Here is a 26,489-nt window from a genome sequence, read left to right on the forward strand (position 1 = left end):
AGACTTTGTGCGCAATTTTATCTGCTGTTTCGAATGAGGTCTTGGTGGCTTTGTCTTGCACTAGCTCGATGCCGGTCATGATCCCGCGATTGCGGATTTCGCCGACATGGTCGAGTTCGAGCATGGCTGCGAGCCTGTTTTGCAGATGGGCAATTTTAGGCTGAAGCTTTTCCATGACGTTGTTGGCTTCGAAATAGTCGAGGTTTGCTATGGCTGCTGCACATGCGAGCGGGTTACCTGTGTATGTGTGACCATGGAAGAATGTTTTGAACTCTTCGTGCTTGCCGAGGAAGCCGTTGTAGATAGCTTCTGACGCAACTGTTGCTGCTAAAGGCAGGTAACCGGCGCTGATACCTTTTGCGAGACAGATGATATCCGGCGTGATGGATTCTTGTTCACAGGCGAACATGGTTCCGGTCTTGCCGAAGCCTACTGCGACTTCATCTGCAATGAGGATAATGTTGTGACGCGTGCAGAGATTGCGAACGTGGGTGAGGTAGCCTGTGGGGTGCATAAGCTGTCCTGCTGCACCTTGAACCAGTGGTTCGATAACGAATGCTGCGGCAGTATTGCCGTGCTGTTCGATAACGTCTTCTACATGCTGGAAGCATTCGCGATCACAAGTGTCTTTTTCTTTGCCGAACGGACAACGGTAGCAGTATGGTGTGATGACTTTTTCACCTTGGAAAAGCATGTGCTTGTAGGTTGCGTGGAATAAATCCATGCCGCCTACAGCAACAGAACCAATGGTGTCGCCGTGATAGGCGTTTTGCATGGAAATAAATTTGATGCGGTTTGGATCGCCTTTTTCTGCTTGCTGCTGGAACTGGAACGCGATCTTGAGCGCGACTTCAACGGCAGTGGAGCCACTGTCAGAGTAGAATACGCGGGTGAGTCCTTCAGGTAGAATATCAACGAGGCGTTTTGCCAGTTCTGTTGCAGGAACGCTGGCAAGGCCGAGCATTGTTGTGTGGGCAATCTTCGTAAGCTGCTCCTGCACGGCTTTGTCGATCTCCGGCACACAGTGACCGTGTACGTTTGTCCACAAAGAAGAAATACCGTCTAAGTAGCGGTTACCCTCTGTATCAATAACCCAGTTGTCTTTACCGCTTTCGATAATGAGCTGGTCTTGCTGCGTCCATTCTGCCATTTGAGTGAACGGGTGCCATACATTTGTGCGGTCGATATGTTGTAATTCTTGTGTAGTACTCATGTGTGCTCCTTATAATACGCCCATGCTTGAAAGCATGTTGATGTCGTCTGCCATGTTACGTCCGCCAGTGGTCAGGTAGTTTCCGATCATAAGACCGTTGGCACCTGCCATGGGGATCAGTGGTTGAAATTCGCCGAGTGTGTTCTCGCGTCCACCAGCAATTAGGATGTCTTGTGTCGGGAGAATGAATCGGTAGACAGCAATGGCACGCAGTGCTTCGGAAGGTGCAAGAAGCGGCTGGTTTTCGAGTCGTGTACCTTTGACCGGAGTCAGAAAATTCATGGGAACAGATGGTACATTGAGATCGCGAAGGGTGCAGGCAAGCTCAACCCGTTGGTTGCGGTTTTCGCCGAGACCTAATATGCCGCCGGAGCAGACACGGAAACCGGCGTGAAGTGCATTCTGAACGGATGCAATATCATCGTCGTATTCGTGTGTGCTGCAAATAGCAGAAAAGTGTGAACGTGCAGTCTCGAGATTGTGATGGTAGCTGGAGAATCCAGCTTGGCGTAACCGTTCTGCCATGTCCGGTGAAAGCTGACCGAGCGAGCCACAGACCTTGATGCTGGTCTGAGTAGTAATGGCAAGTGCTGCCTCGCAAACGGTATCAAGTTCTTTGTCAGAAAGAGCCATGCCGCTTGTCACAATGCCGTATCTATGCGCGCCGCCCGCTTCCAGCTCTTTTGCGCGGGTAAGCAAAGCATTCGGGTCGATCAGTGGATAAATGGGCGCGCTCGTGTCATGGTATTTTGACTGTGCACAGAAGGAACAGTCCTCGCTGCATTTACCTGATTTTGCGTTTACAATACCGCACGTGAATGCTGCACTTGTAGTAACAGTGGAGCGGATGCGTTGTGCACCTGCAAGCAGGTCAAGCGTTGCGCTTTCAGGCAGGGTTATCAGCATTTCAGCATCAGTGCGGCTGACGCCTTTTCCTGACTGGACAACCTCTTCGCACAGGGCGTACACAGTTGAAGCAGTAGTGGTCATTATGATTTCTCTGAAATTTTTTTAGATGTGAAACGCATTTTTTGTTCGATAAGTGCTGTGTGCCTTCGGCAACTCTCCGAGGGGCAAGGGCTCTGCCTCCACAAGGGACTGGCATCCGTAGCACTCGTTCCTCGTGAACGGCTACTGGCGCAAGCACCCGCAAGGGGGACGCCCCCTTGACCGCGATTATGGGTGAGGGGGGGGGAACCATTGCCGCAAGCTCAGAAGGTAAGTTGTTTTTTGTAAAGACCAATGGTGCGTTTGGTTACGTTTGTTTTTACGGCATGCGGCGAAGGTCGAGATTAAAGTTTAAGACGAGTTGGACTCGTTAGTAAAAGTTTTTTAAGGCCTTTGACCGTTAACGAGTCTTCGAGTTTTACGGACGAAGAGAGTGTAACGGGTCTGGGGGAAACTTTTTACAAAGCTTTAGCCGTTCTTGAAGAATGAAAGATTACGGATAAAGACAGTGAAACAAGTTTCAGCCCAGCCGCCGGAGGCATATCTTGAGAGAACCTGATGCGGACACATCTTGTGTCGTATTTGTACTGTCGGATTATCTGAGAGTGATGCTATTGTCAACTTTGAGTGGAAGTGTAAGGTTTACAATTAGAGGTAGAAATGGCTTCAAAAGGTGATGCGGTTCGTGAAAAGCTTCTGGAATTGTTACAGAAAAATACAGAAGGCTATACATCTGGAGAAGATGTAAGCCGGATGTTCTCAATTTCGCGTGCTGCGGTGTCAAAGCATGTTGGAGTGCTGCGTGCTCAGGGACACGAGATTGAAGCTGTTACCCGCAAGGGGTACCGTCTGTTGCACAAAGCAGAGTTGCTCACGGAAGATATTGTACAGCAGGGATTGAAAACAAAGATTTTTGGTCAGCGTGGCGTTCATTATCTGCCGAGCGTTGGATCTACCAATATTGAGGCAATGCAGCTTGCATTTACTGATGCACCGGAAGGCACCGTTGTTGTAGCTGATGAGCAGACAGGGGGACGTGGGCGACAAGGACGCACGTGGCATTCTCCGCTTGGCTGCGGGTTGTATGTCTCGGTAGTTTTGCGACCTGACATTGCCCCGAATGAGGCGCCAATCATTACGTTGTTAACCAACGTGGCTGCTGCAGAAGCCGTTTACGAACTGGTTGGGATTTTACCTGTTTGCAAATGGCCGAATGATGTTCTTATTGAAGGTTGCAAGATTGCAGGTAACCTTACTGAGATTTTTCTTTCCGGCGATGCTGTCGGACATATTGTGTCCGGTGTTGGAATCAATGTACGTCCGTTACCGAAGAAATTGGTGCCGGATCTTCGCACCGCTCCGTGCTCTCTTGAAGGGGTTGCTGGCAAAAGCATTTCTCGTGTGGAACTTCTTCAGGCGTATTTAGTTCGATATGAGCATTGGTATATGCTTGTGAAAGAGCAGGGCTTTGCTCCGCTCCTAACTCGCTGGAAAGAGCTTACTGATGTTGTTGGTAAAGAGCTTACAGTGCAGGTGCGTGGAGAAACAATTAAAGGCACCGTGACCGATGTTTCTACTGACGGTATGTTGCTTTTGCGCAGTAAAAACGGTGTTGAACATCGTTTGTTTTCTGGCGATATTTTGTAATTTTCTTCTTGATGTCAGCCTTTGATCGTAGGCTTGTCGTTTTCTCTGAGGACAGTGTTTTAATGTCCAAAGAGAGGGCGCACCGTTTGGCAGTTGCGTTTATTTTTGTCCGAGCGGTAAATTCTTAATTACAAAAAAAACGGCTGTAGATTTAGTTCCTTTTTGTCCGGCAAGGCGCTGACTGTCCTATTTCCTATTCAGTTTCTCCAAAAATATCATATGAAGAATTCGCACCTCCTTATCTAGTGTAGCGTTGAAGAACGCTGCAAGAATTTGAAGACAGTTGGGTATAAATGTGTCCCTACGTATAAAGTAGTATTTGCATTTTCTTGGCTGTACTTTTTCCCCATCCGTATTACTCTTTGCTCTTCAACACTTTCACTTGGTAATAAATTAATGAGTAACTCAGAGAAGATACCAGACCCGACATCATATAGATCTATATGGAATCTTGCGTGGCCGCAGATTCTTATGATGATGTTCCATTTTTTAATCGGCTTTGTCGATGTTTGGGTAGCCGGGCAGATAGATTCAAATGTTCAGGCGGCTCTCGGGATGATCTCCCAGACCTCTATGTTCTTCTTTGTCATAGCTATAGCCATTGGTAATGGCTGTGTTGCTGCCATTGGCCAGTCCATAGGGGCAGGTTTACATAAAAGGGCTGCACGGTATGTTGGATTAGTTGTGTTGCTTGGGTTGACTTGTGGTCTGTGTGTTTCTGGCTTGGGCTTAATTTTCCGCGATGCCTTTTTGGGAATACTGCAGACTCCTGAAGAGATTTATCCCATCGCAATGTATTTTCTAAAAATTTATTTAGTGCTCCTGCCTGTGTACTATGTGTTTGTTATTACAAACTCTATATTTCGGGCAAAGATGCTGGTCTTTATCCCAATGCGGGCAATCATCATTGTTGCATTGGTGAATACTATTGCTGACTTGGGGTTCGGACTTGGCTGGTTCGGCTTCCCAGAGTTTGGTTACCAAGGGGTAGCATGGGCAACTCTGCTTTCTGTTACTGGTGGTACAATTTATAACTTTAGTGTGCTTGTTAAACGAAAAATTCTTGTCAGACGCTCTTTCGCCCCGATGCGTTGGGTTCGCCGTGCGTTGCCTTATCTGGTAAAAGTAGCGGCTCCAGCTGGCGGGACTCAGGCTCTGTGGCACACAGGGTACATAGTGCTTTTCGCCATTGTTGCTTCGTTGCCGTACGACGCGGTTGACGCGCTTGCGGGACTTGCCGCGGGGATGCGTATCGAATCCCTTTTATTCCTGCCTGCGTTTGCGTTTAACATGACTGCAAGCATTCTTATCGGGCATTCACTGGGTGCCGGAAACAAGGCCGAGGCGAAACGCGTCGGGTTGCGTATTTTGGGTACCGCATGTGGGCTTATGTCCATAATCGCCATCATATTCTGGCCATTTATTGACCCTATGGCAAAATTTCTTGCACCTGAAGCCGATGTCACCATACAGGCGGCCGTGTATTTGAAATACAACATTATTTCTATTCCGTTCACTGTTGCCAGTATGACACTTGGCGGTATTATGACTGGTGCAGGTGCGACGATATACAATTTCTGGATTTATAGCAGTGCTTCGTGGCTGGTTCGGTTACCCGTGGCGTATATCCTCGGTCATCTGATTTTAAAAGATGCAGAGGGTGTTTACATTGCCATGCTCGTTTCACAGGTATTCCAGTCCACAACAATGTTTTATATATTTATGCGTCGCGACTGGTATCGCTTCAGCATGATTAAACGCAAAAATGCGACCGCTCCGGCTGCGTAGGAGTCTTCATGAAAGAACTTGTTTTTGAACCGATTACTTTTGAACGTAAAGATGAATACATGGAGCGTTTGGCTCGAAGCAACACCAAGTCATCCGACTTCAGTTTTACAAATATTTGGGGCTGGGCAGACGAGTACGGCCTTGAATGGGCGTGGACAGATAATTTAGTTTGGATTCGTCAGTCTACTACCGGTGATTCAGAGATTCCCGTTGTTCGTCACTGGGCGCCAATTGGTAACTGGGATAACGTGAACTGGGCGGATTGTCCGTATATGAAGCAAGCCCGCACGTTCCATCGTGTACCGGAGCGTCTGCTTGCAATCTGGAATGAAAAGCTTGGCGGTCGCGTCACTTCTCAAGAAGATCGTGGACAGTGGGATTACATTTATGACGTCGAAGAGCTTGGTGAGCTGCGTGGTAAGAAATTCCATAAAAAGAAGAACCTCGTAAACCAGTTTAAGAAGCTTTATACCTACACATATGAGCCAATGACCGCTGACTGCGTTGAAGCCGTGCTTGAAATGCAGGAAGAGTGGTGCATGTGGCGCGAATGTGAAGACTCTCAGTCTCTTCTTGCTGAAAACGACGCAATCCGCCGCGTACTGGAACAGTGGGACGAAATACCATCTCTTATTGGTGGTTCTATTCAAGTGGAAGGCAAAGTTATTGCTTATACGGTAGCAGAAGCTATCAACGACGAGACCGTTGTTATCCATTTTGAAAAAGGTCAAACTGACTACAAAGGTATTTATCAGGCCATCAACAATTTCTTCCTGACTGACGGTGGTTCCCGATTTACCTATGTAAACCGCGAGCAGGACTTAGCAGACGAAGGGTTGCGTAAAGCGAAGATGAGCTACAACCCAACCGATTTTGTGAAGAAGTTTGTGGTTGAATTAGCAGAAGAAAAGTAAAATTTCATGAGCTGAAAACAGCCGGTTATTTTTTCATTTACTATAGAATGTATGAAAAACGTCAGATTCGGAGCATGCAGTGGCTGTATGTGCGGGTTTGACGTTTTCCTCGTAACAGCGCAAAGTGCAGGGCTATCTTTGTCTACGTTTGACACCGTTTTTTAACGGAGATAGAAGTGCCACACATCATATACAGACCTGTGAGGAATAACATGACTCTTAATGAAAAAGTTGAAGCAGCGTTGGATAAAGTTCGCCCTTACCTTCAGAATGACGGTGGCGACGTTGAACTGGTAGATATTTCTGAACGCGGCATTGTAACTGTACGCCTTACCGGCGCTTGCAAGGGCTGCCCGATGTCCCAGATGACCCTGCGAAATACTGTAGAGCGTTTTGTTCTGAAAGCAGTGCCTGAAGTTAAGGCTGTTGAGCCAGCTGAAGACTAAAAAATTGATGGCAACTCCGCATCTTGCGGCGTTTCGTTGAAAAAGAAAGATTTTCACAGAGGTCTAACTCAGGTTTGATCTTGATTTTTTCTCATGCCGTTACACTTTTTTATCCGTAAAGCTTGAAGAGTTGTTAGCGGCAAAAGGTTGCACTGCGCGGGTTTGAATCAATCTGCGCGGCAGGAATGTTATTAGCAAATAAGTAGTAATCTAGGCGCATATATTTTTGCCTCAGGGCATCGCCTTATTAGGCGAGGATTGTTTATCTGTTTTGGACAATCACAGTTGGATGCGTCCGGTTTTTTATATTTTTAGGAGATAGTTACATGACTAAAGTAGTCACCCGTTTTGCTCCGTCCCCGACCGGGCATTTACACATCGGTGGTGCACGCACCGCTATTTTCAGTTGGTTGCTTGCTCGCCACAATGGCGGCGAATTTGTTCTGCGTATTGAAGATACTGACAAAGAACGTTCTGAACAGCAGTACACAGACGCAATTCTTGCTTCTATGGAATGGCTTGGTCTTAGCTGGGATGCAGAACCTGTATACCAGAGCCAGCGCGATGATCTGTACAACAAGTACATTGATCAGCTGCTTGCAGAAGGCAAAGCGTACTACTGTGACTGTACTTCTGAAGAAGTAGAAGCAATGCGTGAAGAAGCCCGTGCTAATGGCAAAAAGCCTAAGTACAACGGCAAATGTCGTGAGCTTGGTCTGGAGAAAGCAGAAGGCCGTGTAGTGCGTTTTAAAGCACCGCTTACTGGTCGTACTGTTTGGAAAGACCTTGTTAAAGGCAGCATTGCTTTTGACAACGAAGAGCTCGATGACATGATCATCCGCCGTAGCGATGGTTCTCCTACGTACAACCTTGCTGTTGTTGTAGATGACCATTCACAGGAAGTTTCTCATGTGCTTCGCGGTGATGACCATGTGAACAACACTCCTAAACAGATTATGGTTTATAATGCACTGGGCTGGGATCTTCCTGAATTCGGTCATGTTCCAATGATTCTTGGTTCTGATCGTAAAAAGCTTTCCAAACGTCATGGCGCAAAATCCGTTATGGAATACGAAAAAATGGGTCTGCTTCCGCAGGCGCTGGTTAACTACCTCGTACGTCTTGGCTGGTCTCACGGTGATCAGGAAATTTTCGCTCTGGACGAACTCATCGAAAAATTCTCAGCTGACAATCTTTCTTCTTCCGCTGCCGGTTTTGATTCAGACAAACTTCTCTGGCTCAACTCTCAGTACATGAAAGAATCTACTGACGCTGAACTTGCAGCACTGGTTGCACCGTTCGTAAAAGAAGCCGGTTTTGAGGTTTCCATTGAAACATTAACTTCAATGGCTCCTCTTTTTAAAGATCGTGCAAAAGATCTTGTTAGTCTTGTAGACGCAATGTGTTTCATGCTTCTTTCTGATTCCGAATACGTGTTTGAAGAAAAAGCAGTAACCAAAGCGTTAACTGAAGAAGGCAAACAGCATCTTGCAAATATGCGTGAACAGTTTGCAGCACTTGAAGCTTTCACTAAAGATACTACCCACGATGTTATGGGTAACTATGTATCTGATAATGGCCTCAAGTTTAAAGCTGTTGGCCCTCCATTACGTGTGGCACTTGTTGGTGCGATGGGTGGTCCTAACCTCCCTGACGTTATGGAGATCATCGGTAAAGAGCGTACCCTTGCTCGTATTGACCGTGCTCTTCAGCAGTAAGATTTTTATTATTGTCATTCAGAAAGCCGCTACAAACGTAGCGGCTTTTTTTGTAGTTACCAGTTGGAGCTTAAGGATTGAATTTTACAAGTTGAATTTTGACAGTTGAATTTCAAGAGCAGAATTTCATGATTGAATCTCATGGGTTGAGTAAAAACGAGTAAACCGCGTGAGAAATGCTTAAACGGGATTTGTGGGGTGGATATTTTTGAAGTTTTTGGGAGCTCCGCAAGTTGAAGCCGTGCCTCTTGGAATTCTACGGAAAAGATAGCAGAGCGGAGGGAGCTTAAGCCACGGGATGCAGGGCACAGGCACTTTTGAGGCGCTCAAAAAACACATTGAATTGCTGTATTCAATGTTGAATTAATACCTATGCAAAAGTGAATAGGTTGAAATGTGTTGTGATTACAGACTTTTTTCTTTTTGCTCTTATAAAACTATTCAAAAGTGAATAGTCGGTAAAACTTTCTTACAGATATTATCAATAAAATTTAACGGGTTATGTTTTGGCATGAGGCTTGCCTCTATAGAGGTACAACCCTGCCCTTGTCCGGCAATTTACTTTGATAAATTGATGTCGTGTTTCATGACGAATTTAACTTGTATATTGATTTTGTGCCCGTTTGTTTTGCTGAGACTGTCCCATGGGCAGGGCAATCTCAGGAGGAAAGTATGAGTAAACCAGTTAATTCTTTAGAATCCCCACGTTTTTGCGGTGTGCGTACTTTTATGCGTTTGCCTCATGTTGCTTCAGCAGAAGGTGTAGACTTCGCAATTTTAGGCGTACCGTTTGATACCGCGACATCATATAAGCCCGGCTGTCGTTTTGGTCCCGAATCTATTAGAGCGGCTTCCAGCATTTTGAAAAATTACAACGAAGTGCTTGATGTAGATATTTTTGAAGAATGTAGCGGTGTGGACTGGGGCGATATTGATATTGTTCCTGGTTACTTGGAAGAGAGCTTTGAAAAAATTGAAGAAGGCGTGGCAACCGTGCTACAGGAAGACGCTATTCCTGTAATCATGGGCGGCGATCATTCAATTACATTACCGGAATTGCGTGCTGTCGCTAAAAAGCATGGGCCGGTAGCTCTTATTCATTTTGATGCCCACTCCGATACAGGTAGTGACTACTTTGGTAAGCCGTACAACCATGGAACAACCTTCCATTGGGCTATCAAGGAAGGACTGATCAAGCCTGAAGCATCTTCTCAGGTGGGAATCCGTGGTCCATTGTACAGCCGTGATGCTTTACAGTTTGCACGTGAGAGTGGAATGGATGTGATTACCGGATGGGAATTGCATCACATAGGCATTGAAGCTGCTGTTAAACGCATTCGCGAACGCATCGCTCCGGGAACTCCAGTTTTTCTGACCTTTGATATCGACTTCCTTGATGCTGCATATGCACCGGGAACCGGTACACCTGAAATTGGTGGCTTTACCACTCATGAAGCACTAAAACTTGTGCTCGAATCTTGTCAGGGGTTGAATCTGATCGGGATGGATCTTGTTGAAGTTCTGCCTGAATCTGACACTGCTGATATTACATCCTTTGCTGCTGCCGGAATCATGCATGCCTTTCTGTCATGCCTTGCCTACAACAAGAGACAAGCTGGAACGGAGTAACATATGTCTATCGATCTTATAATTATCCTCGCCTATTTCCTCGTAATGATCGGGTGCGGTATTGCTGGAATCTTTTTCGCAAAAAGTAATGAAGATTTTCTTGTTGCCGGTCGTAACTTAAAATTTTGGATGTACTTTCCCTGTCTTGCCAGTGTTATTCTTGGTGGTGGTGCTACCTTCGGTTCTGTAAAGCTTGCCTATCAGTTTGGTTTCTCCGGAGCATGGGTTGTGCTTATGTATGGCTTTGGTGTGATGAGCATGGGCATTTTGCTTTCAAGCAAAATGGCTAACCTTCGCGTTATCAGCCTGAGTGAAATGCTGGAAGTGCGTTATGCAGCCAGTGCACGGTACATCAGTGCAATTATCTCCTGCATATACACCGCAATGATCGCGGTTGTTCAGGTTATCGCCATCGGTACTATTCTCCACGCATTTTTCGGTTGGGATATGGTTACATCCATGGTCGCCGGTGGTGCAGTATCTTTGCTGTACACCCTGCTTGGCGGTATGTGGTCTGTAACCATTACAGATGTTATCCAGTTTGTGTTGATGATGGTTGGCGTGTTCGGCTTCCTCGTACCGCTTTCTGTCGAAAAAGCCGGTGGCCTTGATGCGTTGTTCAACGCAGTTCCACCTTCCTACTTTGATCCGTTTGCTATCGGCTGGGATCAGCTTCTTATGTACTTCCTGCTCATGTATCTTGGTATTATGATCGGTCAGGACATCTGGCAGCGTGTATTCACCGCTAAGAGCGGTAAAGTTGCAACCCGTGGTACGATTACGGCTGGCTTCTTCTCCATACTCTGGGGCGGAGCAATGGCAATCTGTGGCATGGCAGCATTTGTTCTGCTCCCTGATCTTGACGAACCACAGAAAGCTCTCGGTCAGCTTGTTGTAACAGTTATGCCTAGCGGCCTGCTTGGTATGGTTGTCGCGGGCTTGCTCTCCACACTTATGTCCACAGTTAGTGGTACAATTCTCGCTTCTTCTACACTTATCATTAACGATCTTGTTAAGCCTTTCCGTGGTGAGATGGATAACAAGCAGGAGATGTTCCTTGCCCGCGTAATTACCTTTGCTGTAGGTATTGTTGTACTTCTTCTTGCAGTTGTTATCGGTGACGTAATGCATGCTCTTGATATCGCATATGCACTGCTTTCCGGTTGTATCTTCGTACCGGTTGTTGCTGGATTTTTCTGGCGAAAAGCGACAGCACAGGGTGCTGTATCTTCAATCGTAGTAAGTGGTATTGTTACAACTATATGCATTATGACCTACGGTGCGTTTTCCGCATACACCATCATTTACGGTATTTTGAGCAGCGCGGTTGTTCTGGTTGTCGTTAGCTTGATGACCGGCCCTCCGAATCCTGCACAACTTGCAGATTGGGAAGCTCGTCTTGCAGCTTCTGAACAGTACGATGCAGATTCAATGACTGATGAAGAGCGTCAAGCTCAGGCACAGCCAGCGGCAATGCATTAGCAGCTAATTTGCAGCGGAATATATTGATACAAAGAATAAAAGCCCGGAGAGATTCTCTCCGGGCTTTTTTGTAAATGAGCGGTTTGCCTGAGGACACCGCATTTGCTAGGGTCAACCGTGCTGACATCATAAGAATGTATGCTTCTGCATATTCTGTATAACAGTTGTAGTTCGGTAGGCAGACTGGATTATGGCTGTACCAACCTTTTTTCACTAGGAATTGTGTATGCGCAATTACACGCCCTATGAAAGCGGGGTGCGGGACTTCTTGGCAGAGTCTCTTCCCCTTCGCGCAAATTTACCGGATTTGCACGATCTTTATTCTGTAATCGAATCCATGCACGATAATGTTGTTATCGTGGATAAAGTAGGCGTCATTATCTGGGTGAGCGGCTGCTTTGAGAAAACATACGAAATTTCAAAAAGTGAAATTGTCGGTAGAACCACATACGATATGGAAGCAGAAGGTTTTTTCTGTCCATCCGTAGCTTCTCTTGTGTTACAGGGAAAACAGACTGTGACCATTGTCGAAGGCAATCAGCTTGGGGGGCGTAACATTGTTACGGGTGTACCTATTTATGATAAAGCCGGAGATGTAGAGTGGGTTATCAGCTATACCGTGGATTCTCGATATTTTCTGAAGCTCAACAATGAATATGAAAAGCTGAACACCGCGCTTGATGGTGAGCAGATTGTCTTGAGCCCTGACCCTTCTTCGTGGGGAGTTGTTGCCATCAGTCCGGCAATGCAAAGGGTGCTCGAGTATGTTTCTAAAGTAGCACTCGTTGATACAAACATTTTGATTACCGGTGAGTCCGGTGTTGGTAAAAATGTTATCTCCCGCCTGATCCATAAGCAGAGTGATCGTTCCAACGGTCCGCTTATGGAAATTAACTGTGCCGGTATTCCGGCAACCTTGCTTGAATCAGAATTGTTTGGGTACGAAGCCGGAGCGTTCACCGGTGCCAGTCGACACGGAAAGGTCGGGCGCATTGAACTTGCTAATGGTGGAACGCTTGTGCTTGATGAAATCGGCGAGCTGCCTCTTGAATTGCAAGCAAAGCTTTTGCAGGTAATTCAGGAAAAAAAACTTACCAAACTTGGCGGTACTCGCGCCATCAATGTGGACTTCAGGCTGATTGCCGCGACGAATCAGAATTTACGCTCTCTCGTAGATAAAAAATTGTTTCGTAGCGATTTGTTTTTCCGCTTGAATGTGCTTCATCTGGTTATCCCTCCACTTCGTGAACGTACCGAAGACATTGTACCGCTTGCGAATAATGTTTTGGAAGAAGCCAATGGAAAGTATTCTACAAATAAATATTTTTCACCGGAAGTGATGGATGCTTTGGAAATGTATTCATGGCCGGGTAATGTGCGGGAGTTGCGAAATGTAGTGGAACGACTTGTCATTATTTCGGAACAGCTCATTATCGCGGAAGAAGATTTGCCGTCACACATTCAGGATGGTGCTTTTCTAGAGCGTGAAAACAAGCTGCCGTTGAAAAATGCGCTTCACGAGTTGGAAAAGAAACTTGTAACGCGCGCATTCCATAAACATAAAACAACGGTGGCCACAGCGAAAGCATTGGGCATAAGTCAACCGAGTGCTGCGCGTAAGATAACAAAATATTGTAGGTAATGTTCTGTATTGTTACTGCGAATGTTGCTGTTTCAACGATACGATTCTTTATCTTTCTCTTAATATTACTTTGGAAATTGAATAGAAAAAGGGTGATTCTACGTACATGTAGAATCACCCTATATTTTCATACGAGCGCTATGTTGAGCAACACACATTGCGTGGCCGGAGGACGATAAATATCGTCCTCAGACAATGCAGCATCTGCTGCTATAGTCTTACTGCGCTGGTAGATCGTCTTTGGTATACATACGCCAGCTTGTTGTACCGTCCTCAGACGATTCAGGCTCAACACGTAGAATAGGTTCACCTTTCCAGTAATATATCATGGATTCGTCAGAGAAAACATCACACTTCATGTTCTCTGCGACAACATGTGGTTCTAGTTTTGCTACTTCAATTCCCAGTTCACTTAACTGTTCGCGCAGCAGGTCTTCAACACGCGCTGCAGCGCTTTGGGACATCTTGGTCATAGATTTCTCCTCATTATGCTGAGCGGACTATATCCTTGATTGCAATAGTTCGCAATTGTGTTGAGGTGTTGGAATGTAAACAGTGACAACTTAGTTGGAATGATGACGGCTTGCCCGCAAGTTGCTATAAGGTGGCTATGCCTAGAATGTAGAAACGTGTCTACCGTGTGTGAGCGTCTTTTTGATGACGCAACATATTATATAGATTAGTAAAAAGGATTGTCATGCAACTTACTACAGTGCTTTCTCAAATGCCCTTTTTTAGTGGACTCTCTGAAGAACAGCTTTCAGGATTGGCAGCCATTGCTGTAAAAAAAGATGTAGGACGCGGACAAATTATTTTTTATGAATCCGCTCCGGCAGAAGGTTTCTATATTGTTTTGTCCGGCAGAGTTAAGATTTACAAGACAGGCCCTGATGGACGAGAGGCGATTATTCACCTGTATGGCTCAGGCGAAACATTTGGCGAAGTAGCAGTTTTTCAGAACAGTTCATTCCCTGCACATTCTGAAGCAGTAGAAAAGTCCTCATTGGCATTTTTCCCGCGCAAAGGTTTGTTGGATTGCATTGCCAAAGACCCTGCGCTTGCACTCGCCATGCTTGGTGCTATGTCTATGAAATTACGAATGTTTACCAAGCAAGTAGAAGCGCTAACGCTTCACGAAGCCCCTCAGCGTCTTGCATCGTATCTGCTGTACACCAGTGAAGAAAAAAATGGAGCTGTTACCTTTAAGCTTGATGTTTCTAAAGGATTGCTCGCAGGTATGCTTGGAACAGCACGTGAAACGCTATCCCGTACTCTTTCTAAAATGGCAGATCGGGGACTTGTTTCGGTAGAAGGGCGACAGATTACCATTGAAGACATGGCTGCGCTTGAAGATTTGGCGGAAGGTGAAATAGTTCTTTAAATCTATCCACCCGCAATTTCATAATATAGTTTTGCGCTCATAGTTTTTTAATTCCTGAGTCGGTCGGCTGTAGAGCGCGCCAGATCAGGACTTTTTGTCGCGAGGCTGTGTCCCTCATAAGGTTTCATTACGCAGCACAAATTAGTCAGGTAGGTACAATACCAACACTAATGAGGTTACAGCATATCTCAGCTTTTTTTCTTTTAGCAGGTCAAAAATACAGTTGCTTGATTTTGTACATAATTACCAACTGTTGCATTCATCTTGTTTTTTGTGATTACATTTGATTACGATGAGTGTCTTCTGCAACATGTTGTTAGCATTACTAGATTGAACTAAAGAGTTGTTTATGAACCGCCGTTGAAATACTTCAACGGCGGTTTTTTGCTGTAATAAAAGAATGATGCAGTGTTTTTTGTACGCAGTGAAGAAAGAATACAGCAATCTATCAACAATATTACGATGTAGTAATGTTTGTTTTGTGTTCTTTCTGCTAGCGTGTTGGTAATTGCTTAAGGTTGTTGCGATCAGTGTAGCAGCAGGCTGCATTTTCTAATGTTGAACGTAACAGATTCTTATAGATTAAAAAACTGTATTGATAGGAGGCACATTATGGTAAGAGCAAAAATGATTGCTTGTAATATTGGAGCATTATTGGTTTTGGCTATATTGATTATGCCGACAGCTGTTAAAGCACAAACATGTGGCCCGCAGCCGTGTGTAAAGGTTCAACCGTGTGTGAAAGCAGTTCCTTGTCCACAGCCTGTTCCGTGTCCGCAACCTGCACCGTGTGTACGTCCTGAACCGTGCATTAAGCCGTTACCGTCTGCAATGCCGTGTCCAAAGCCGTGCCCACCGCCAGTAGTTGTTGAGAAGGTAGTTCCTTGCTCACCTTGTCCACAATTTGCTGTATTATCTGTTCCTTGCAACCAGATGGCAATTAATAGAGTTCTTTCTAATGCATCAAAATGCAAAGTTAGACGTCCAATGTACCGTGGCGCTTGCATGAGTCGTTGTCTGTCCCCTTGTGGCAGATGGTGGGCTGGCTACCCTCGTGTTAAGTAACTAACATTTTAACTGTGCAGGCACATTGCAATGCCGCACAAGAAATTCATATGAAAAGGCCGCAGTACTTGGTACTGCGGCCTTTTTCTAACTTTGTCTGGTAAGGTGAACGTGTCGTTCTGTGGAGAAAATATTGTTTGGGTCGATTAGCCGAACATTGTTTTTTGAGCTCTGCCGCCACCACAAGTCATGATAGTTTCATTAGCTTCAATAGTAACACCGGCAAGTTTAATTGCGTCTGCTAATGCGCGGGAAAGACCGGTACAGCAAGGTACTTCCATACGAAGAACGCTGATGGAGCGGATGCCGCTGGTTCGGATAATGTCAGCAAGTTTGTTTACGTATTCGTTGGTATCATCAAATTTAGGGCAACCAATGAGAACAACTTTATCTTTTGCAAACTCACTGTGGAAAATTGGTGATGCTGCTGCTGCACAGTCTGCCGCAACAAGCACGTCTGCGTCTTTAAGGTATGGAGCAGTCGGTGGAACAAGACGGATTTTGAGAGGCCAGTGACCAGGGCCGGAAACTTTGCTGCCCGGTACCGCAATCTCAACAGTCTTCATGCTTTTAACATGAGATCCCATGCAACCGCACGGACTGGACTGAGGTGCTTCTTTTTCGTCGCGCTCTTTTACCCATTCCATTGCAGCTTCTTCGTCAAACTCAGGAGCTTCTCGTTCAATAATATGCAATGCGTCCTGAGGACATGCACCAAGGCATGCGCCTAAGCCATCACAGTATTCATCTTTAACGATTTTTGCTTTGCCGTTGATGATCTGGATAGCACCCTCAGCACAGTCAAGAACGCACAAGCCGCAGCCATCACAACGTTCTTCATCAATCTCTATAATCTTACGCATTACTTTATTCATAAAAACTCCTTTTAGCGAAGTCGCTTTAATTCCTTGTCTGTTGAGTTCACAATACTCGATTCGTTTTTTCATGTTGTGACATACGGCAAAAATAAGGACTTTTTCTCTAATAATTACATTTTTTTCTGAAAAACTTTTCAGTAGTCATAACTTCCATTGGTTGCAGAATATATGCTTATAAAATTACAAAAGTAGACTTGCAAGTTTCGCTTCTCTTGGGCAATCTTTAGTGTGTAGTGAATTGCTTAAAGAGCTCTTAATAAGGAAAAATCCATGAAATTCGCTGAAATAAACTTGCTTTCAGAGCTAGCAAAGCCTGAGTTTAAAGATTTACGCGCCGCAATGAACGAGCGAAAATTTGTTGCCACCGAGATGATAGCAGATCCTTCTGATCCTTCAATTGATGAAATATCAAAACCGAATGCATCCGGTGCCGGTAGTGTTTTCATTGTTAAAGAAGGGCGTTTGAGAGTTTTCCTCGCGGCAGAAGGTAAAGAGTTTACACTGTCTATTTTGGAAAAGGGTGATATTTATACCTGTCATACCGGAACATTTGTTCAGGCACTTACTTCAGGAGTGTTGCTTACCACAAGTATCCCTGTGTTCCATACCTACATGCGCGATATTCCGCAGGTAAGTAAAGTCATGGTTCGTATTCTCGGTAATATGCTGAAAAGCACTTTCGGCATTATTGATGGTCTTGTTTTCGGGGATGCTTCTACACGTCTTGCTGATTTCTTGTTATCTGTAGCAAAAGAAGAAGACGGAAAACTCGTAGCTCGGCTTGGTATGACTGGTGAACAACTTGCACAACACGTTGGTTCCACTCGTCAGACTGTTTCAACTTTGCTTAATGATATGGTTCGATCCGGCATTCTGGTTCGGGTAAAACGCGGAGTTTTTGAAATTGTAGACGAAACACGTTTGGATGAGCTTAATAAATAGAAATGCAATGCCTATTCGTCTATTTTTAAAGTAATTGTCAGCTTGCCGACAGAATGAGATTTGTGAGTGTGCAATAGAGGAGACTGAACAAAAATTTTTGGAGGAGAGCATTTATGGTAAAAGAACCAAAACGACCTGAAGATCTTTCTATGTGGGAAGACGCGCAAGCAATGATCCGTAAAGCGAAAGCGGAAAGCATTGAAACTGCGTGGGACAGATTGGAGCGTCAAACTCCACACTGTAAGTTCTGTGATCTTGGCACAACCTGCCGAAACTGTATCATGGGGCCTTGCCGAATCAGTACTAAACCGGGTGCAAAAATGAACCTTGGCGTATGCGGTGCCGACGCAGACGTTGTGGTTGCCCGTAACTTTGGTCGCTTTATCGCTGGTGGTAGCGCTGGTCACTCAGATCACGGTCGTGATTTGATTGAAGTACTGGAAGCGATTGTTGAAGGTGACACCAAGCACTACAAGATTACCGAACCAGAAAAGCTTATTCGCATCGCAGCAGAGGTTGGCATTGCCACCGAAGGCCGCGAATTGAACGACATTGCAATTGATCTTGTTGATGAATGTTATAAAGATTTTGGCTCCCGTCGTTCCTCCCTTGCCTTTTTATCCCGAGTTCCAGAACAGCGTCTTGCGTTGTGGGATCGCGTAGGCATTACCCCGCGTGGTGTTGACCGCGAAATTGCAGAAATGATGCACCGTACTCACATGGGCTGTGACAACGATGCACCGAACACGCTCCTTCACTCAGCACGTTGTGCACTGGCAGACGGCTGGGGTGGTTCCATGATTGGTACAGAGCTTTCCGATGTTATTTTCGGTACTCCAACTCCGTCTCGTTCCACCAGCAACCTCGGTGTTATCAAAGAAGATAAAGTAAACATTTTGGTACACGGTCATAACCCTGTTGTATCCGAAATGATTCTTGCTGCAGCACGTCTTCCTGAACTTGTTGAAAAAGCAAAAGCTGCTGGCGCAGCTGGTATCAACGTAGCCGGTCTTTGTTGTACCGGTAACGAGCTGCTTATGCGTCAGGGTATCCCTATGGCTGGTAACCATCTCATGACAGAACTCGCCATCGTTACCGGTGCTGTTGAGTCAGTTGTTGTTGATTACCAGTGTATTATGCCTTCCATGGTAACTGTTGCACAGTGTTACCATACCCGCTTTATCACCACTGCGGAAAAAGCTAAATTTACCGGTGCAATGCACTTTGAAGTTCATCCGCACAATGCTCTTGAGCAGGCAACTGCAATTGTTGAAGAGTCTATTAAAGCATACGTAGAGCGCGACAGCGGTCGTGTGGAGATTCCAGTAGAGCCAGTAGAAATTATGACCGGCTTCTCCAACGAAGCTATTCTTTCTGCACTCGGCGGAACCCTTACTCCTCTGATTGATGCTATCAAAGCTGGCAAAATTCGCGGTATTGTTGGCATCGTGGGTTGTAACAACCCTAAAATAAAACAGGATTCCGCAAACGTCGGCCTTGCTAAAGAGCTCCTCAAACGCGACATTCTTGTTCTCGTTACCGGTTGTGTAACAACTGCCGCCGGTAAAGCTGGGCTTCTTGTACCTGAAGGTATCGAGATGGCAGGCGAGGGCATTAAAGAAGTGTGTGGTTCACTCGGCATTCCGCCAGTACTTCACCTTGGTAGTTGTGTAGATAACTCACGTATCATGCACCTTTGCGGCCTTGTTGCAAAAGAGCTTGGCGTGGACATCTCCGATCTTCCAGTAGGTGCTTCTTCTCCAGAATGGTATTCAGAGAAAGCTGCTGCAATCGGCATGTATGCTGTAGCAAGTGGTGTTATGACTCACCTTGGTCTGCCGCCGAACATTCTGGGTTCCGAAACTGTAACCAACATTGCCCTTGAAGGGTTGGAAGACATCGTAGGCGCCCACTTTGTTGTGGAAGAAGACTACGTGAAAGCCGCAGGGCTTCTGGATGCACGCATCCGTATGAAGCGTCTTGGTCTTGGTCTTTCTGAATAATAAGTAAAGTACGGCTTAACGTAGTGCGGCGCTGCATCCCCCGCACTACGTTAGCTGCTTTTTCGGTACGGCATGGGAGATAATGTAGAATGAAGTTAGCATTTGCAGGCAAAGGTGGCGTGGGTAAAACTACCCTCACCGCATGGATGGCAGATTATCTTGCCCGAAAAGGGCAGAATGTGTGGCTGGTAGACGCAGACACAGCACTTTCTCTAGGCGAAGCCTGCGGGATTGATCGCAGCAGTCTACCAGAAGCCCTTATTCACCGTGAAGATTTGATTCGCGAGCGAATTCGGCAGGAAAATACCAGCATGTTCACCTTGAATCCTGAGGTTAGTGACTTGCCGGAGGCTCTTTCCGTAGAGCTTCCAGTTACAGGAGACATTGAACAAGGTACAACTGCCGGATCAAAACGCTTGCTTGTGATGGGTACTGTGACAGGAGCCGGAGGCGGTTGTGCCTGTGCTGCCAACACACTTCTTAAAGCCATTCTCGCGCACCTCGTTCTCGAAAGAAACGATTGGGTGCTCGTAGATTTGGAAGCAGGAGTGGAGCACTTAGGGCGCGGAACCGTTGCACACGTAGACGGACTTGTTGTGGTATCTGAACCAAGTATGCGCGGGCTGCAAACTGCTGCCGATGTGGGCGCAATGGCAGCAGATCTAGGATTGAATAAACAAGTTCTTGTTCTTAATCGTTCTGACATAGAAACACCAAAACTCCCACTGCTTGAAGGACTCCCCAAGCAAGTGGTTTCCATGCCGTACCTATCATCTCTCGCAGCACGACAGTTGGAAACCGGCAACGTGCTTGGTCTGACAGATGAAAAAATTGATCTAGTTGTTGAACAAGTGTTAGCAAGCTTTGGAGCGGATGTTTAGAGCTGCTGTCTCCGACGGCGCCTGTCGGCGGGCTTACCAGCGGGATGCCTTCGGCGAACCTGCTGTGCTTGCCTCCGGCGGCCAGAGAACCTTTCTGTAGAAAGGCTTCTCTGGACTCTCCAAAGACTTTTATTTGCGAGATAAGCTTATTTTTTACGTAGGCTCGCGGCTTATGCCTCACTACCTTTCCAGAAATTTATAAAGGCCGTCCTAAAATATTAGGGCAGCCTTTTTTGTTGTTCAAGTCAGTAATGTTAAGCCGTGTGCGAAAATTATCTACGGGCGTTCTTCGCATAATAAAAGTTTTAGGAAGGGGGTCTGGGGGAGAACCCTTTTCCAAAAGGGTTTCCTCCAGCCGTCGGAGACTCGCCGAAGGCACGAAAAACTCAAGCGCCGCAGGCAAAAAAAGAAAAAGAAAAAGAAAAAAGCACCGCAGACACAAAAAAAGAGCACCCTTGTTAAGGATGCTCTTTTTTTGTTTGTTGCTATCTATCGTCTTTGCGTGCGCTGAACATGGCAACACAACCTTTGACTTCAATTTTAACATTGGAGAAGCGGGACTCCAGCACATCGCGCAGTCCGTTACGGTAATCGCGATTGTTGGAGAAGATGCCTCTTTTGTTGTAGAAAGCCATAAGGTTTTGTGCGGCAAAGTTCTGGCGTACGCCGTGGCTCAGGATAGTTGAGCCGAATATTTTACCACCGTCGTGCAGGTACTCAGAAAGAGTGTCCAGAAGCACGGCTTTTTCTTTGATTGCTCCGGGGAGGCAATGGAAGAGGTAGTTAATGCTTATGGATTCAAATTTTGCGCATGGCAGGTTAAGCGGTGCAAGAATGTTTGCCTGATATATTTCTGGATTGAAGCGTTTAACGCGTGCTGCTGCGGTTTCGAGACTTGTATTGTTTAAGTCTAGCAGAGCAAGGCGGCGTTTTTGTTCGAGCAGGCATTTGTCGAGGAAGTAGCCGGTGCCGACACCGACATCAAGGTGGTTTAGCGTAACGTGTTTACGAAAGTGATGGCGTAGGTGTTTGGTCGGGCAACGCCAGATGAATGAGTTGGAAACGCCGAGTACCCATATATCGTATAAGGAAAGGACAGGTTTTGTGTATATGGCCTGTCCTGCGTGAATTGCTTGTGAGTGTTTCATTGTAGAATCTCCTCATCATGTCATTGATGATGAACCGTTGGGTCTGAATACTTTTATGCTGTATGAGGACAAAGAGGGCAGCACAATCTGCAACTCGTATCGCATGAACAATGTTCAGGAGAAGTTAAAAAAAGCTATAAAGCTCATAAGAGTTGTTTTTGTGGTGTGTTCTCAAGTGATTTCAACTGGTATAGGCATAGAAAAAGCGCCCTGTACGTTGCCACAGGGCGCTTTATCACTGATAGCCAAGAGGTGAATACAACATCATTAAAAATAACGAAAGTTGAAATCGCCTCGCAAGGAGGTAACGGCTTCTAAGAAGAGTCTTATCATATTGCTGAATAAATTAGACGTCATCAAAGTGACATTGTGCTTTTATAAGCTCCAGTACGATTGCATGTACATATCACAACAAACGTACCGGACATAGGAACTTGGGGAGTTGGGTGTTCCAAAAGCGAGAAAGGGAAGCTAAAAATCGCTATACTTATTTTTAAGCTGTCAATCCGTCATAAAGCAGCACAGTAGTTGCTGGTTCATGACAGGCTGACAGGGTGTGCAGTAAATAAAAGCCCCTCCCGCGTAATGCGAGAGGGGCCTTCGTGCTTAGGACACTATCCGAGGATAGCTTTGAGATCTTCGTCTGGAGTAGAGATAGGTTTGATACCGTAGTTCTCTACCAGAACGTTAAGGATGTTCGGGCTGATGAATGCAGGAAGTGTAGGTCCAAGACGGATGTCGGTGATACCGAGAGAGAGAAGGGTGAGAAGAATAACAACAGCCTTCTGCTCGTACCAGCTCAGGATCATGGACAATGGAAGTTCGTTTACGCCGCATTCAAATGCGCCAGCAAGAGCGATTGCAATCTGGATTGCAGAGTATGCATCGTTACACTGACCAATGTCGAGGAGACGTGGAATGCCGCCGATGTCGCCGAGTTTCTTATCAAAGAAGCGGAATTTACCACAAGCAAGAGTAAGAATTACGGTGTCTTCTGGAGCTTTTTCTACGAATTCAGTGTAGTAGTTACGGCCAGGTTTTGCGCCATCACAGCCGCCAACGAGGAAGAAGTGACGGATTGAACCGGCTTTAACGCCTTCGATTACTTTGTCTGCAACACTCATTACGGTGTTATGACCGAAGCCACAAAGTACGCTGCCGTTCTCTGTTGTTTCAGTAAAGCCTGGCTGTGCGAGAGCGCGTTCGATAACTGGAGTAAAATCTTTGCCGGGGCCAATGTGGGTAAGACCAGGCCAGCCAACGAGACCAGTTGTGAATACGTTGTCTTTGTAGACGTCCTGAGGTTTCTGAATGCAGTTAGTTGTAAAGAGGATTGCACCAGGGAACTCAGGGAATTCTTTATGCTGGTTCTGCCATGCAGTACCAAAGTGGCCGTAGAAGTGATCAAACTTCTTGAGCTCTGGGTATGCGTGACATGGGAGCATTTCACCATGTGTGTAAATATTGATGCCTTTTCCTTCAGTCTGCTTGAGAAGGAGGAAGAGGTCCTGAAGATCGTGACCGGTAACGAGGATAGCTTTACCCGGTACGTGGCCGAGAGGTACTTCTGTTGGTTCTGGGTGACCGAATGTACCGGTGTTAGCAGTATCAAGAAGTTCCATTGCACGAAGGTTAACTTCGCCACATTTGAGGCAAAGACCGAGCCATGCTTCAAGATTGCGTTCTTCACCATCGTAACCTGCAGCAAGGCCGGTGTAGATGAAGTGATATACAGAAGAGTCCTGCTGACCAAGAACGCCAGCGTGATCTACGTAGGCACAAAGACCTTTCATACCGTAAATGAGAAGCTGTTTAGCTGAACGGATATCTTCGTCAGCATCGAAATCTTTTGTTGAGTGAGTTTCACCCTGAGCGATTAAGCCTTCAATGGTTTCTGCTGGCTCAAATGCGCCCGGACCGCTCTGGAAGTGAGTATCGAGAGCTTTACGGTGTGCAACGATTTCGTTGATGTATTTCTGAAAATCTTCTGGAGCGAAGTTTACGTTAGTAAGTGTTGTAAAGAGCATCTTGGCAGTGAAGTGGCCAAGGTTGTTGCTGCTGTCACCTTTTTTAAGTGCTGCAAGAGCAAGGCCGCGAAGTGCATAAACTGTGAGATCTTGAAGGGCTGCGACGTCTGCTTTTTTGCCGCATACACCGATTTTATCACAGCCGATGCCTTTGGCTGTCTGCTCACACTGGTTACAGAACATAGATAACTCCTTTGAAGGTACATTTACTTGAGTTGCTTCGTCTGATTTGAAAAGCTTTTTGAAGAATTCTAACATACTGGTACACCTCGTATGGTATAGGAAATTTTTGTGTATATCATCTAACAGCAACTGGAAAGCAATTCATCAAAATAGGTGATGTAAGAAGGAAGTTCGTTGCTGTTGAATGCAACCTACCTATCCCATGTGTTTTATTCTGTGACGCGAGTCAAAAAACATGGGTAGTGCGCAAAAAAACATTTTTTACGGTATTACTTTTATCGTATTGAATTTCTCATGTTCCCATTGTGAGGGACATTATATAGGGTGTACTCAGCGTTTCTCGCGCATTTATTTGCCGTTTGCTTGCAAGAAAAAAGGAGAAAGTATATTTTTTCTTCTTGACGAGTGAGTTGGGAATGCGTAAATACCATCTTCGCCGTAACGGTGTAGGCGCGTAGCTCAGTGGTAGAGCACTACCTTGACATGGTAGGGGTCAGCAGTTCGATACTGCTCGTGCCTACCAACACTGACGGATTGTAGGGAGGCGTTAGCCTCCCTTTTTTTTATATATATCGAAAATTTTCAGGAGATGCCATCGTGAACGTGTCTATTGAAGGACAAGTTGTAGAGGTAGCAGCAGATGCAAGCTTCCGAGATGCCCTGAGAGAAGTACTCAGCGGTAAAAAATTCAAGACTGTGTTGGCTGCAAAGTGCGGCACGACAACGCTTGATCTCACAGCAACTATTCCGACGGGCTGTGAAGAGATCACGCCTGTCTACGTGGACACGCCGGAAGGTCTTGATTTGCTCAGACACTCCACTGCACACATTATGGCTGATGCAGTAAAACGTCTGTTCCCTTCTGCTAAGGTTACTATTGGTCCTTCCATTGAAAACGGCTTTTACTACGACTTTGACGTAGAGCGCCCGTTCTCACCGGAAGACCTTGAAGCAATTGAAGCGGAAATGACTAAGATCATCCGTGAGGCCGCTCCATTTACTTGCGAAGTTGTTTCCAAGGATGAAGCGAAGAAGCTGTTTGCAGATATGGGCGAAAGCTACAAGCTTGAGCTTATCGATGCCATTGATGATGAAGTTGTATCTATCTACCGTCATGGCGAATTTGCAGACCTTTGTCGTGGTCCACATCTTCCGACTACCGGATACGTTAAGTCGTTCAAACTCATGTCTGTTGCTGGTGCTTACTGGCGCGGTGATGAAAAGAACCAGATGCTTTCTCGTATTTACGGTACCGCTTTTGCTGATCCTAAAGAATTGAAAAAGTACCTTCATCGTCTTGAAGAAGCGAAAAAACGCGACCACCGTAAACTCGGTGCTGCGCTTGACCTCTTTAGCTTTCAGGAAGAAGGCGGCGTTGGTATGGCTTACTGGCATCCAAAAGGTGCTCTTGTCCGTACCATCCTTGAAGACTTCGAACGTAAAGAGCATTTAAAACGCGGTTACGATATCGTACAGGCACCACAGATTCTTAAGCGTGAGCTTTGGGAACGTTCCGGCCACTACGAGAACTACCGCGAAAATATGTACTTCACCGAAATCGATGATGTACCATATGGCGTTAAGCCTATGAACTGTGTTGCGCACATGCTTATTTATAAGTCTCACATGCGCAGCTACCGTGACCTTCCAATGCGCTACTTTGAGCTTGGTGTGGTTCACCGTCACGAAAAGTCCGGCGTATTGCACGGCCTTATGCGTGTCCGTCAGTTCACTCAGGATGATGCTCATATTATTTGCCGCCCTGACCAACTTCAGGAAGAGATTGTTGGTGTTCTTAACTTCGTTAAAGACATTATGAATGTTTTTGGTTTTGAATACTCACTTGAGCTTTCCACCCGTCCTGAAAAATCCATTGGCGAAGACGCTGACTGGGATCTGGCAACAGAATCTTTGGTTGAAGCGCTCAAAGTCATTGATCTTCCTTACGAGATTAACGAAGGTGATGGGGCATTTTACGGACCTAAGATTGACGTTAAGCTTCGTGACTGCCTTGACAGAGAATGGCAATGTGCTACCGTTCAGTGTGATTTTACCTTGCCAGAACGCTTTGACTTGGGGTACGTCGGCGAAGATGGTGAACGCCACCGTCCTGTAATGGTCCATCGCGTTATCCTTGGTTCGGTTGAACGCTTTATCGGTATTCTGACTGAACACTACGCTGGTGCATTCCCGACTTGGCTTGCACCGATGCAGGCTCGCGTGTTGACTGTTACTGATGCACACAACGAATTTGCAGAAAAAATCAAAGCGGAACTTCTTAAAGAAGGCATCCGCGTTGAGGCAGATACTCGTAATGAAAAGCTGGGCTACAAAGTTCGTGAAGCCCAGGTTTCTAAGATCCCGTATATGCTAGTTATCGGGGATAAAGAGATTGAAGAGCAAGGTGTGAACGTACGCATGCGTAAGGGCGAAAACCTTGGTCTGAAATCCGTTTCGGAAGTGGCAGAGCTTATTAAAGCTGATTGTGAAGAACCGTTTAAAAGCGGAGGGTTAAGCTATCGCTTTTCCTAAGTATCGTAGGCAAGAGCCGCAG

The 26,489-nt window shown here is 45.9% G+C and carries 20 protein-coding genes and 1 tRNA gene; 15 read left to right on the top strand and 6 right to left on the bottom strand.

Annotated elements, in window-relative coordinates; translation table 11 throughout:
• Both bioA and bioB read right to left on the bottom strand, forming a co-directional pair.
• On the bottom strand, positions 1 to 1,213 hold a 1,213-nt coding region (bioA, locus tag MKHDV_RS16085; protein ID WP_160717098.1), incomplete at its 3' end, for an adenosylmethionine--8-amino-7-oxononanoate transaminase.
• Positions 1,214 to 1,222: 9 nt separating this feature from the next.
• Positions 1,223 to 2,203: a biotin synthase BioB gene (gene bioB / locus MKHDV_RS16090; protein WP_160717100.1), complete on the bottom strand. Its 981-nt coding sequence runs from the start codon at positions 2,201 to 2,203 to the stop codon at positions 1,223 to 1,225.
• Between the two features lie 618 nt (positions 2,204 to 2,821).
• Between bioB and MKHDV_RS16095 the strand changes: the two genes are divergently transcribed.
• From MKHDV_RS16095 to MKHDV_RS16130, 8 genes are all read left to right on the top strand, one after another.
• Entirely contained in the window at positions 2,822 to 3,808 is a 987-nt protein-coding gene (locus tag MKHDV_RS16095) for a biotin--[acetyl-CoA-carboxylase] ligase (RefSeq protein ID WP_160717102.1), read from the top strand.
• A 396-nt stretch (positions 3,809 to 4,204) separates the two neighbouring features.
• Positions 4,205 to 5,596: an MATE family efflux transporter gene (locus MKHDV_RS16100; RefSeq protein ID WP_160717104.1), complete on the top strand. Its 1,392-nt coding sequence runs from the start codon at positions 4,205 to 4,207 to the stop codon at positions 5,594 to 5,596.
• A gap of 8 nt (positions 5,597 to 5,604) precedes the next feature.
• Positions 5,605 to 6,510: a DUF2156 domain-containing protein gene (locus MKHDV_RS16105; protein ID WP_160717106.1), complete on the top strand. Its 906-nt coding sequence runs from the start codon at positions 5,605 to 5,607 to the stop codon at positions 6,508 to 6,510.
• A gap of 212 nt (positions 6,511 to 6,722) precedes the next feature.
• Entirely contained in the window at positions 6,723 to 6,956 is a 234-nt protein-coding gene (locus tag MKHDV_RS16110) for a NifU family protein (protein ID WP_160717108.1), read from the top strand.
• Between the two features lie 326 nt (positions 6,957 to 7,282).
• Positions 7,283 to 8,674, top strand: a complete 1,392-nt coding sequence (gene gltX, locus MKHDV_RS16115) for a glutamate--tRNA ligase (RefSeq protein ID WP_160717110.1) — start codon at positions 7,283 to 7,285, stop codon at positions 8,672 to 8,674.
• Between the two features lie 672 nt (positions 8,675 to 9,346).
• Positions 9,347 to 10,303, top strand: a complete 957-nt coding sequence (gene speB / locus MKHDV_RS16120) for an agmatinase (protein ID WP_160717112.1) — start codon at positions 9,347 to 9,349, stop codon at positions 10,301 to 10,303.
• Positions 10,304 to 10,306: 3 nt separating this feature from the next.
• On the top strand, positions 10,307 to 11,785 hold the full coding sequence (locus MKHDV_RS16125) for a sodium:solute symporter (protein WP_160717114.1): 1,479 nt from the start codon (positions 10,307 to 10,309) through the stop codon (positions 11,783 to 11,785).
• A gap of 226 nt (positions 11,786 to 12,011) precedes the next feature.
• Positions 12,012 to 13,427, top strand: coding sequence for a sigma-54-dependent Fis family transcriptional regulator (locus tag MKHDV_RS16130; RefSeq protein ID WP_160717116.1), 1,416 nt, complete (start codon positions 12,012 to 12,014; stop codon positions 13,425 to 13,427).
• A 218-nt stretch (positions 13,428 to 13,645) separates the two neighbouring features.
• On the opposite strand, the gene MKHDV_RS16135 is transcribed toward MKHDV_RS16130, so the two are convergent.
• Positions 13,646 to 13,900 carry a hypothetical protein gene (locus MKHDV_RS16135; RefSeq protein ID WP_160717118.1) on the bottom strand — a complete coding sequence of 85 codons (255 nt, stop codon included), beginning with the start codon at positions 13,898 to 13,900 and terminating at the stop codon, positions 13,646 to 13,648.
• 224 nt (positions 13,901 to 14,124) lie between these two features.
• Here MKHDV_RS16135 and MKHDV_RS16140 point away from each other — a divergent pair, with 224 nt between their 5' ends.
• Both MKHDV_RS16140 and MKHDV_RS16145 read left to right on the top strand, forming a co-directional pair.
• A complete protein-coding gene (locus MKHDV_RS16140) occupies positions 14,125 to 14,808 on the top strand; it encodes a Crp/Fnr family transcriptional regulator (RefSeq protein ID WP_160717120.1) in 684 nt (227 codons plus the stop codon).
• A 612-nt stretch (positions 14,809 to 15,420) separates the two neighbouring features.
• A complete protein-coding gene (locus tag MKHDV_RS16145) occupies positions 15,421 to 15,873 on the top strand; it encodes a hypothetical protein (protein ID WP_160717122.1) in 453 nt (150 codons plus the stop codon).
• A 146-nt stretch (positions 15,874 to 16,019) separates the two neighbouring features.
• Here the strand turns inward: MKHDV_RS16145 and MKHDV_RS16150 are convergent, their stop codons facing one another.
• Positions 16,020 to 16,748, bottom strand: coding sequence for an ATP-binding protein (locus tag MKHDV_RS16150; RefSeq protein WP_160717124.1), 729 nt, complete (start codon positions 16,746 to 16,748; stop codon positions 16,020 to 16,022).
• Between the two features lie 273 nt (positions 16,749 to 17,021).
• On the opposite strand from MKHDV_RS16150, the gene MKHDV_RS16155 reads away from it, so the two are divergent.
• From MKHDV_RS16155 to MKHDV_RS16165, 3 genes are all read left to right on the top strand, one after another.
• On the top strand, positions 17,022 to 17,693 hold the full coding sequence (locus MKHDV_RS16155; RefSeq protein WP_160717126.1) for a Crp/Fnr family transcriptional regulator: 672 nt from the start codon (positions 17,022 to 17,024) through the stop codon (positions 17,691 to 17,693).
• A 113-nt stretch (positions 17,694 to 17,806) separates the two neighbouring features.
• On the top strand, positions 17,807 to 19,696 hold the full coding sequence (gene cooS, locus MKHDV_RS16160; protein WP_160717128.1) for an anaerobic carbon-monoxide dehydrogenase catalytic subunit: 1,890 nt from the start codon (positions 17,807 to 17,809) through the stop codon (positions 19,694 to 19,696).
• An 89-nt stretch (positions 19,697 to 19,785) separates the two neighbouring features.
• Positions 19,786 to 20,577 (top strand): AAA family ATPase, encoded by a 792-nt coding sequence (locus MKHDV_RS16165; RefSeq protein ID WP_160717130.1) that lies wholly within the window; start codon positions 19,786 to 19,788, stop codon positions 20,575 to 20,577.
• 485 nt (positions 20,578 to 21,062) lie between these two features.
• Here MKHDV_RS16165 and MKHDV_RS16170 read toward each other — a convergent pair whose 3' ends face one another.
• Both MKHDV_RS16170 and hcp read right to left on the bottom strand, forming a co-directional pair.
• Positions 21,063 to 21,725, bottom strand: a complete 663-nt coding sequence (locus tag MKHDV_RS16170) for a bifunctional 2-polyprenyl-6-hydroxyphenol methylase/3-demethylubiquinol 3-O-methyltransferase UbiG (RefSeq protein ID WP_160717132.1) — start codon at positions 21,723 to 21,725, stop codon at positions 21,063 to 21,065.
• Between the two features lie 614 nt (positions 21,726 to 22,339).
• Positions 22,340 to 23,935 carry a hydroxylamine reductase gene (gene hcp, locus MKHDV_RS16175; protein ID WP_162859887.1) on the bottom strand — a complete coding sequence of 532 codons (1,596 nt, stop codon included), beginning with the start codon at positions 23,933 to 23,935 and terminating at the stop codon, positions 22,340 to 22,342.
• A gap of 448 nt (positions 23,936 to 24,383) precedes the next feature.
• Here hcp and MKHDV_RS16180 point away from each other — a divergent pair.
• Both MKHDV_RS16180 and thrS read left to right on the top strand, forming a co-directional pair.
• A tRNA-Val gene (locus MKHDV_RS16180) sits at positions 24,384 to 24,458 on the top strand.
• A gap of 74 nt (positions 24,459 to 24,532) precedes the next feature.
• A complete protein-coding gene (thrS, locus tag MKHDV_RS16185; protein WP_160717136.1) occupies positions 24,533 to 26,467 on the top strand; it encodes a threonine--tRNA ligase in 1,935 nt (644 codons plus the stop codon).
• Positions 26,468 to 26,489 lie beyond the last annotated feature (22 nt).

It is taken from the genome of Halodesulfovibrio sp. MK-HDV (assembly GCF_009914765.1).
GTDB lineage: Bacteria > Desulfobacterota > Desulfovibrionia > Desulfovibrionales > Desulfovibrionaceae > Halodesulfovibrio.

What these genes read in the sequence shown, in the direction of transcription:
- MKHDV_RS16165 (WP_160717130.1), top strand. Translation starts at nt 19,786, where the DNA reads ATGAAGTTAGCATTTGCAGGCAAAGGTGGCGTGGGTAAAACTACCCTC.
- speB (WP_160717112.1), top strand. Translation starts at nt 9,347, where the DNA reads ATGAGTAAACCAGTTAATTCTTTAGAATCCCCACGTTTTTGCGGTGTG.
- MKHDV_RS16145 (WP_160717122.1), top strand. Translation starts at nt 15,421, where the DNA reads ATGGTAAGAGCAAAAATGATTGCTTGTAATATTGGAGCATTATTGGTT.
- cooS (WP_160717128.1), top strand. Translation starts at nt 17,807, where the DNA reads ATGGTAAAAGAACCAAAACGACCTGAAGATCTTTCTATGTGGGAAGAC.
- bioB (WP_160717100.1), bottom strand. Translation starts at nt 2,203, where the DNA reads ATGACCACTACTGCTTCAACTGTGTACGCCCTGTGCGAAGAGGTTGTC.
- MKHDV_RS16110 (WP_160717108.1), top strand. Translation starts at nt 6,723, where the DNA reads ATGACTCTTAATGAAAAAGTTGAAGCAGCGTTGGATAAAGTTCGCCCT.
- hcp (WP_162859887.1), bottom strand. Translation starts at nt 23,935, where the DNA reads ATGTTCTGTAACCAGTGTGAGCAGACAGCCAAAGGCATCGGCTGTGAT.
- MKHDV_RS16155 (WP_160717126.1), top strand. Translation starts at nt 17,022, where the DNA reads ATGAAATTCGCTGAAATAAACTTGCTTTCAGAGCTAGCAAAGCCTGAG.
- MKHDV_RS16125 (WP_160717114.1), top strand. Translation starts at nt 10,307, where the DNA reads ATGTCTATCGATCTTATAATTATCCTCGCCTATTTCCTCGTAATGATC.
- MKHDV_RS16095 (WP_160717102.1), top strand. Translation starts at nt 2,822, where the DNA reads ATGGCTTCAAAAGGTGATGCGGTTCGTGAAAAGCTTCTGGAATTGTTA.
- MKHDV_RS16100 (WP_160717104.1), top strand. Translation starts at nt 4,205, where the DNA reads ATGAGTAACTCAGAGAAGATACCAGACCCGACATCATATAGATCTATA.
- MKHDV_RS16170 (WP_160717132.1), bottom strand. Translation starts at nt 21,725, where the DNA reads ATGAAACACTCACAAGCAATTCACGCAGGACAGGCCATATACACAAAA.
- MKHDV_RS16150 (WP_160717124.1), bottom strand. Translation starts at nt 16,748, where the DNA reads ATGAATAAAGTAATGCGTAAGATTATAGAGATTGATGAAGAACGTTGT.
- gltX (WP_160717110.1), top strand. Translation starts at nt 7,283, where the DNA reads ATGACTAAAGTAGTCACCCGTTTTGCTCCGTCCCCGACCGGGCATTTA.
- MKHDV_RS16130 (WP_160717116.1), top strand. Translation starts at nt 12,012, where the DNA reads ATGCGCAATTACACGCCCTATGAAAGCGGGGTGCGGGACTTCTTGGCA.
- MKHDV_RS16105 (WP_160717106.1), top strand. Translation starts at nt 5,605, where the DNA reads ATGAAAGAACTTGTTTTTGAACCGATTACTTTTGAACGTAAAGATGAA.
- MKHDV_RS16135 (WP_160717118.1), bottom strand. Translation starts at nt 13,900, where the DNA reads ATGACCAAGATGTCCCAAAGCGCTGCAGCGCGTGTTGAAGACCTGCTG.
- MKHDV_RS16140 (WP_160717120.1), top strand. Translation starts at nt 14,125, where the DNA reads ATGCAACTTACTACAGTGCTTTCTCAAATGCCCTTTTTTAGTGGACTC.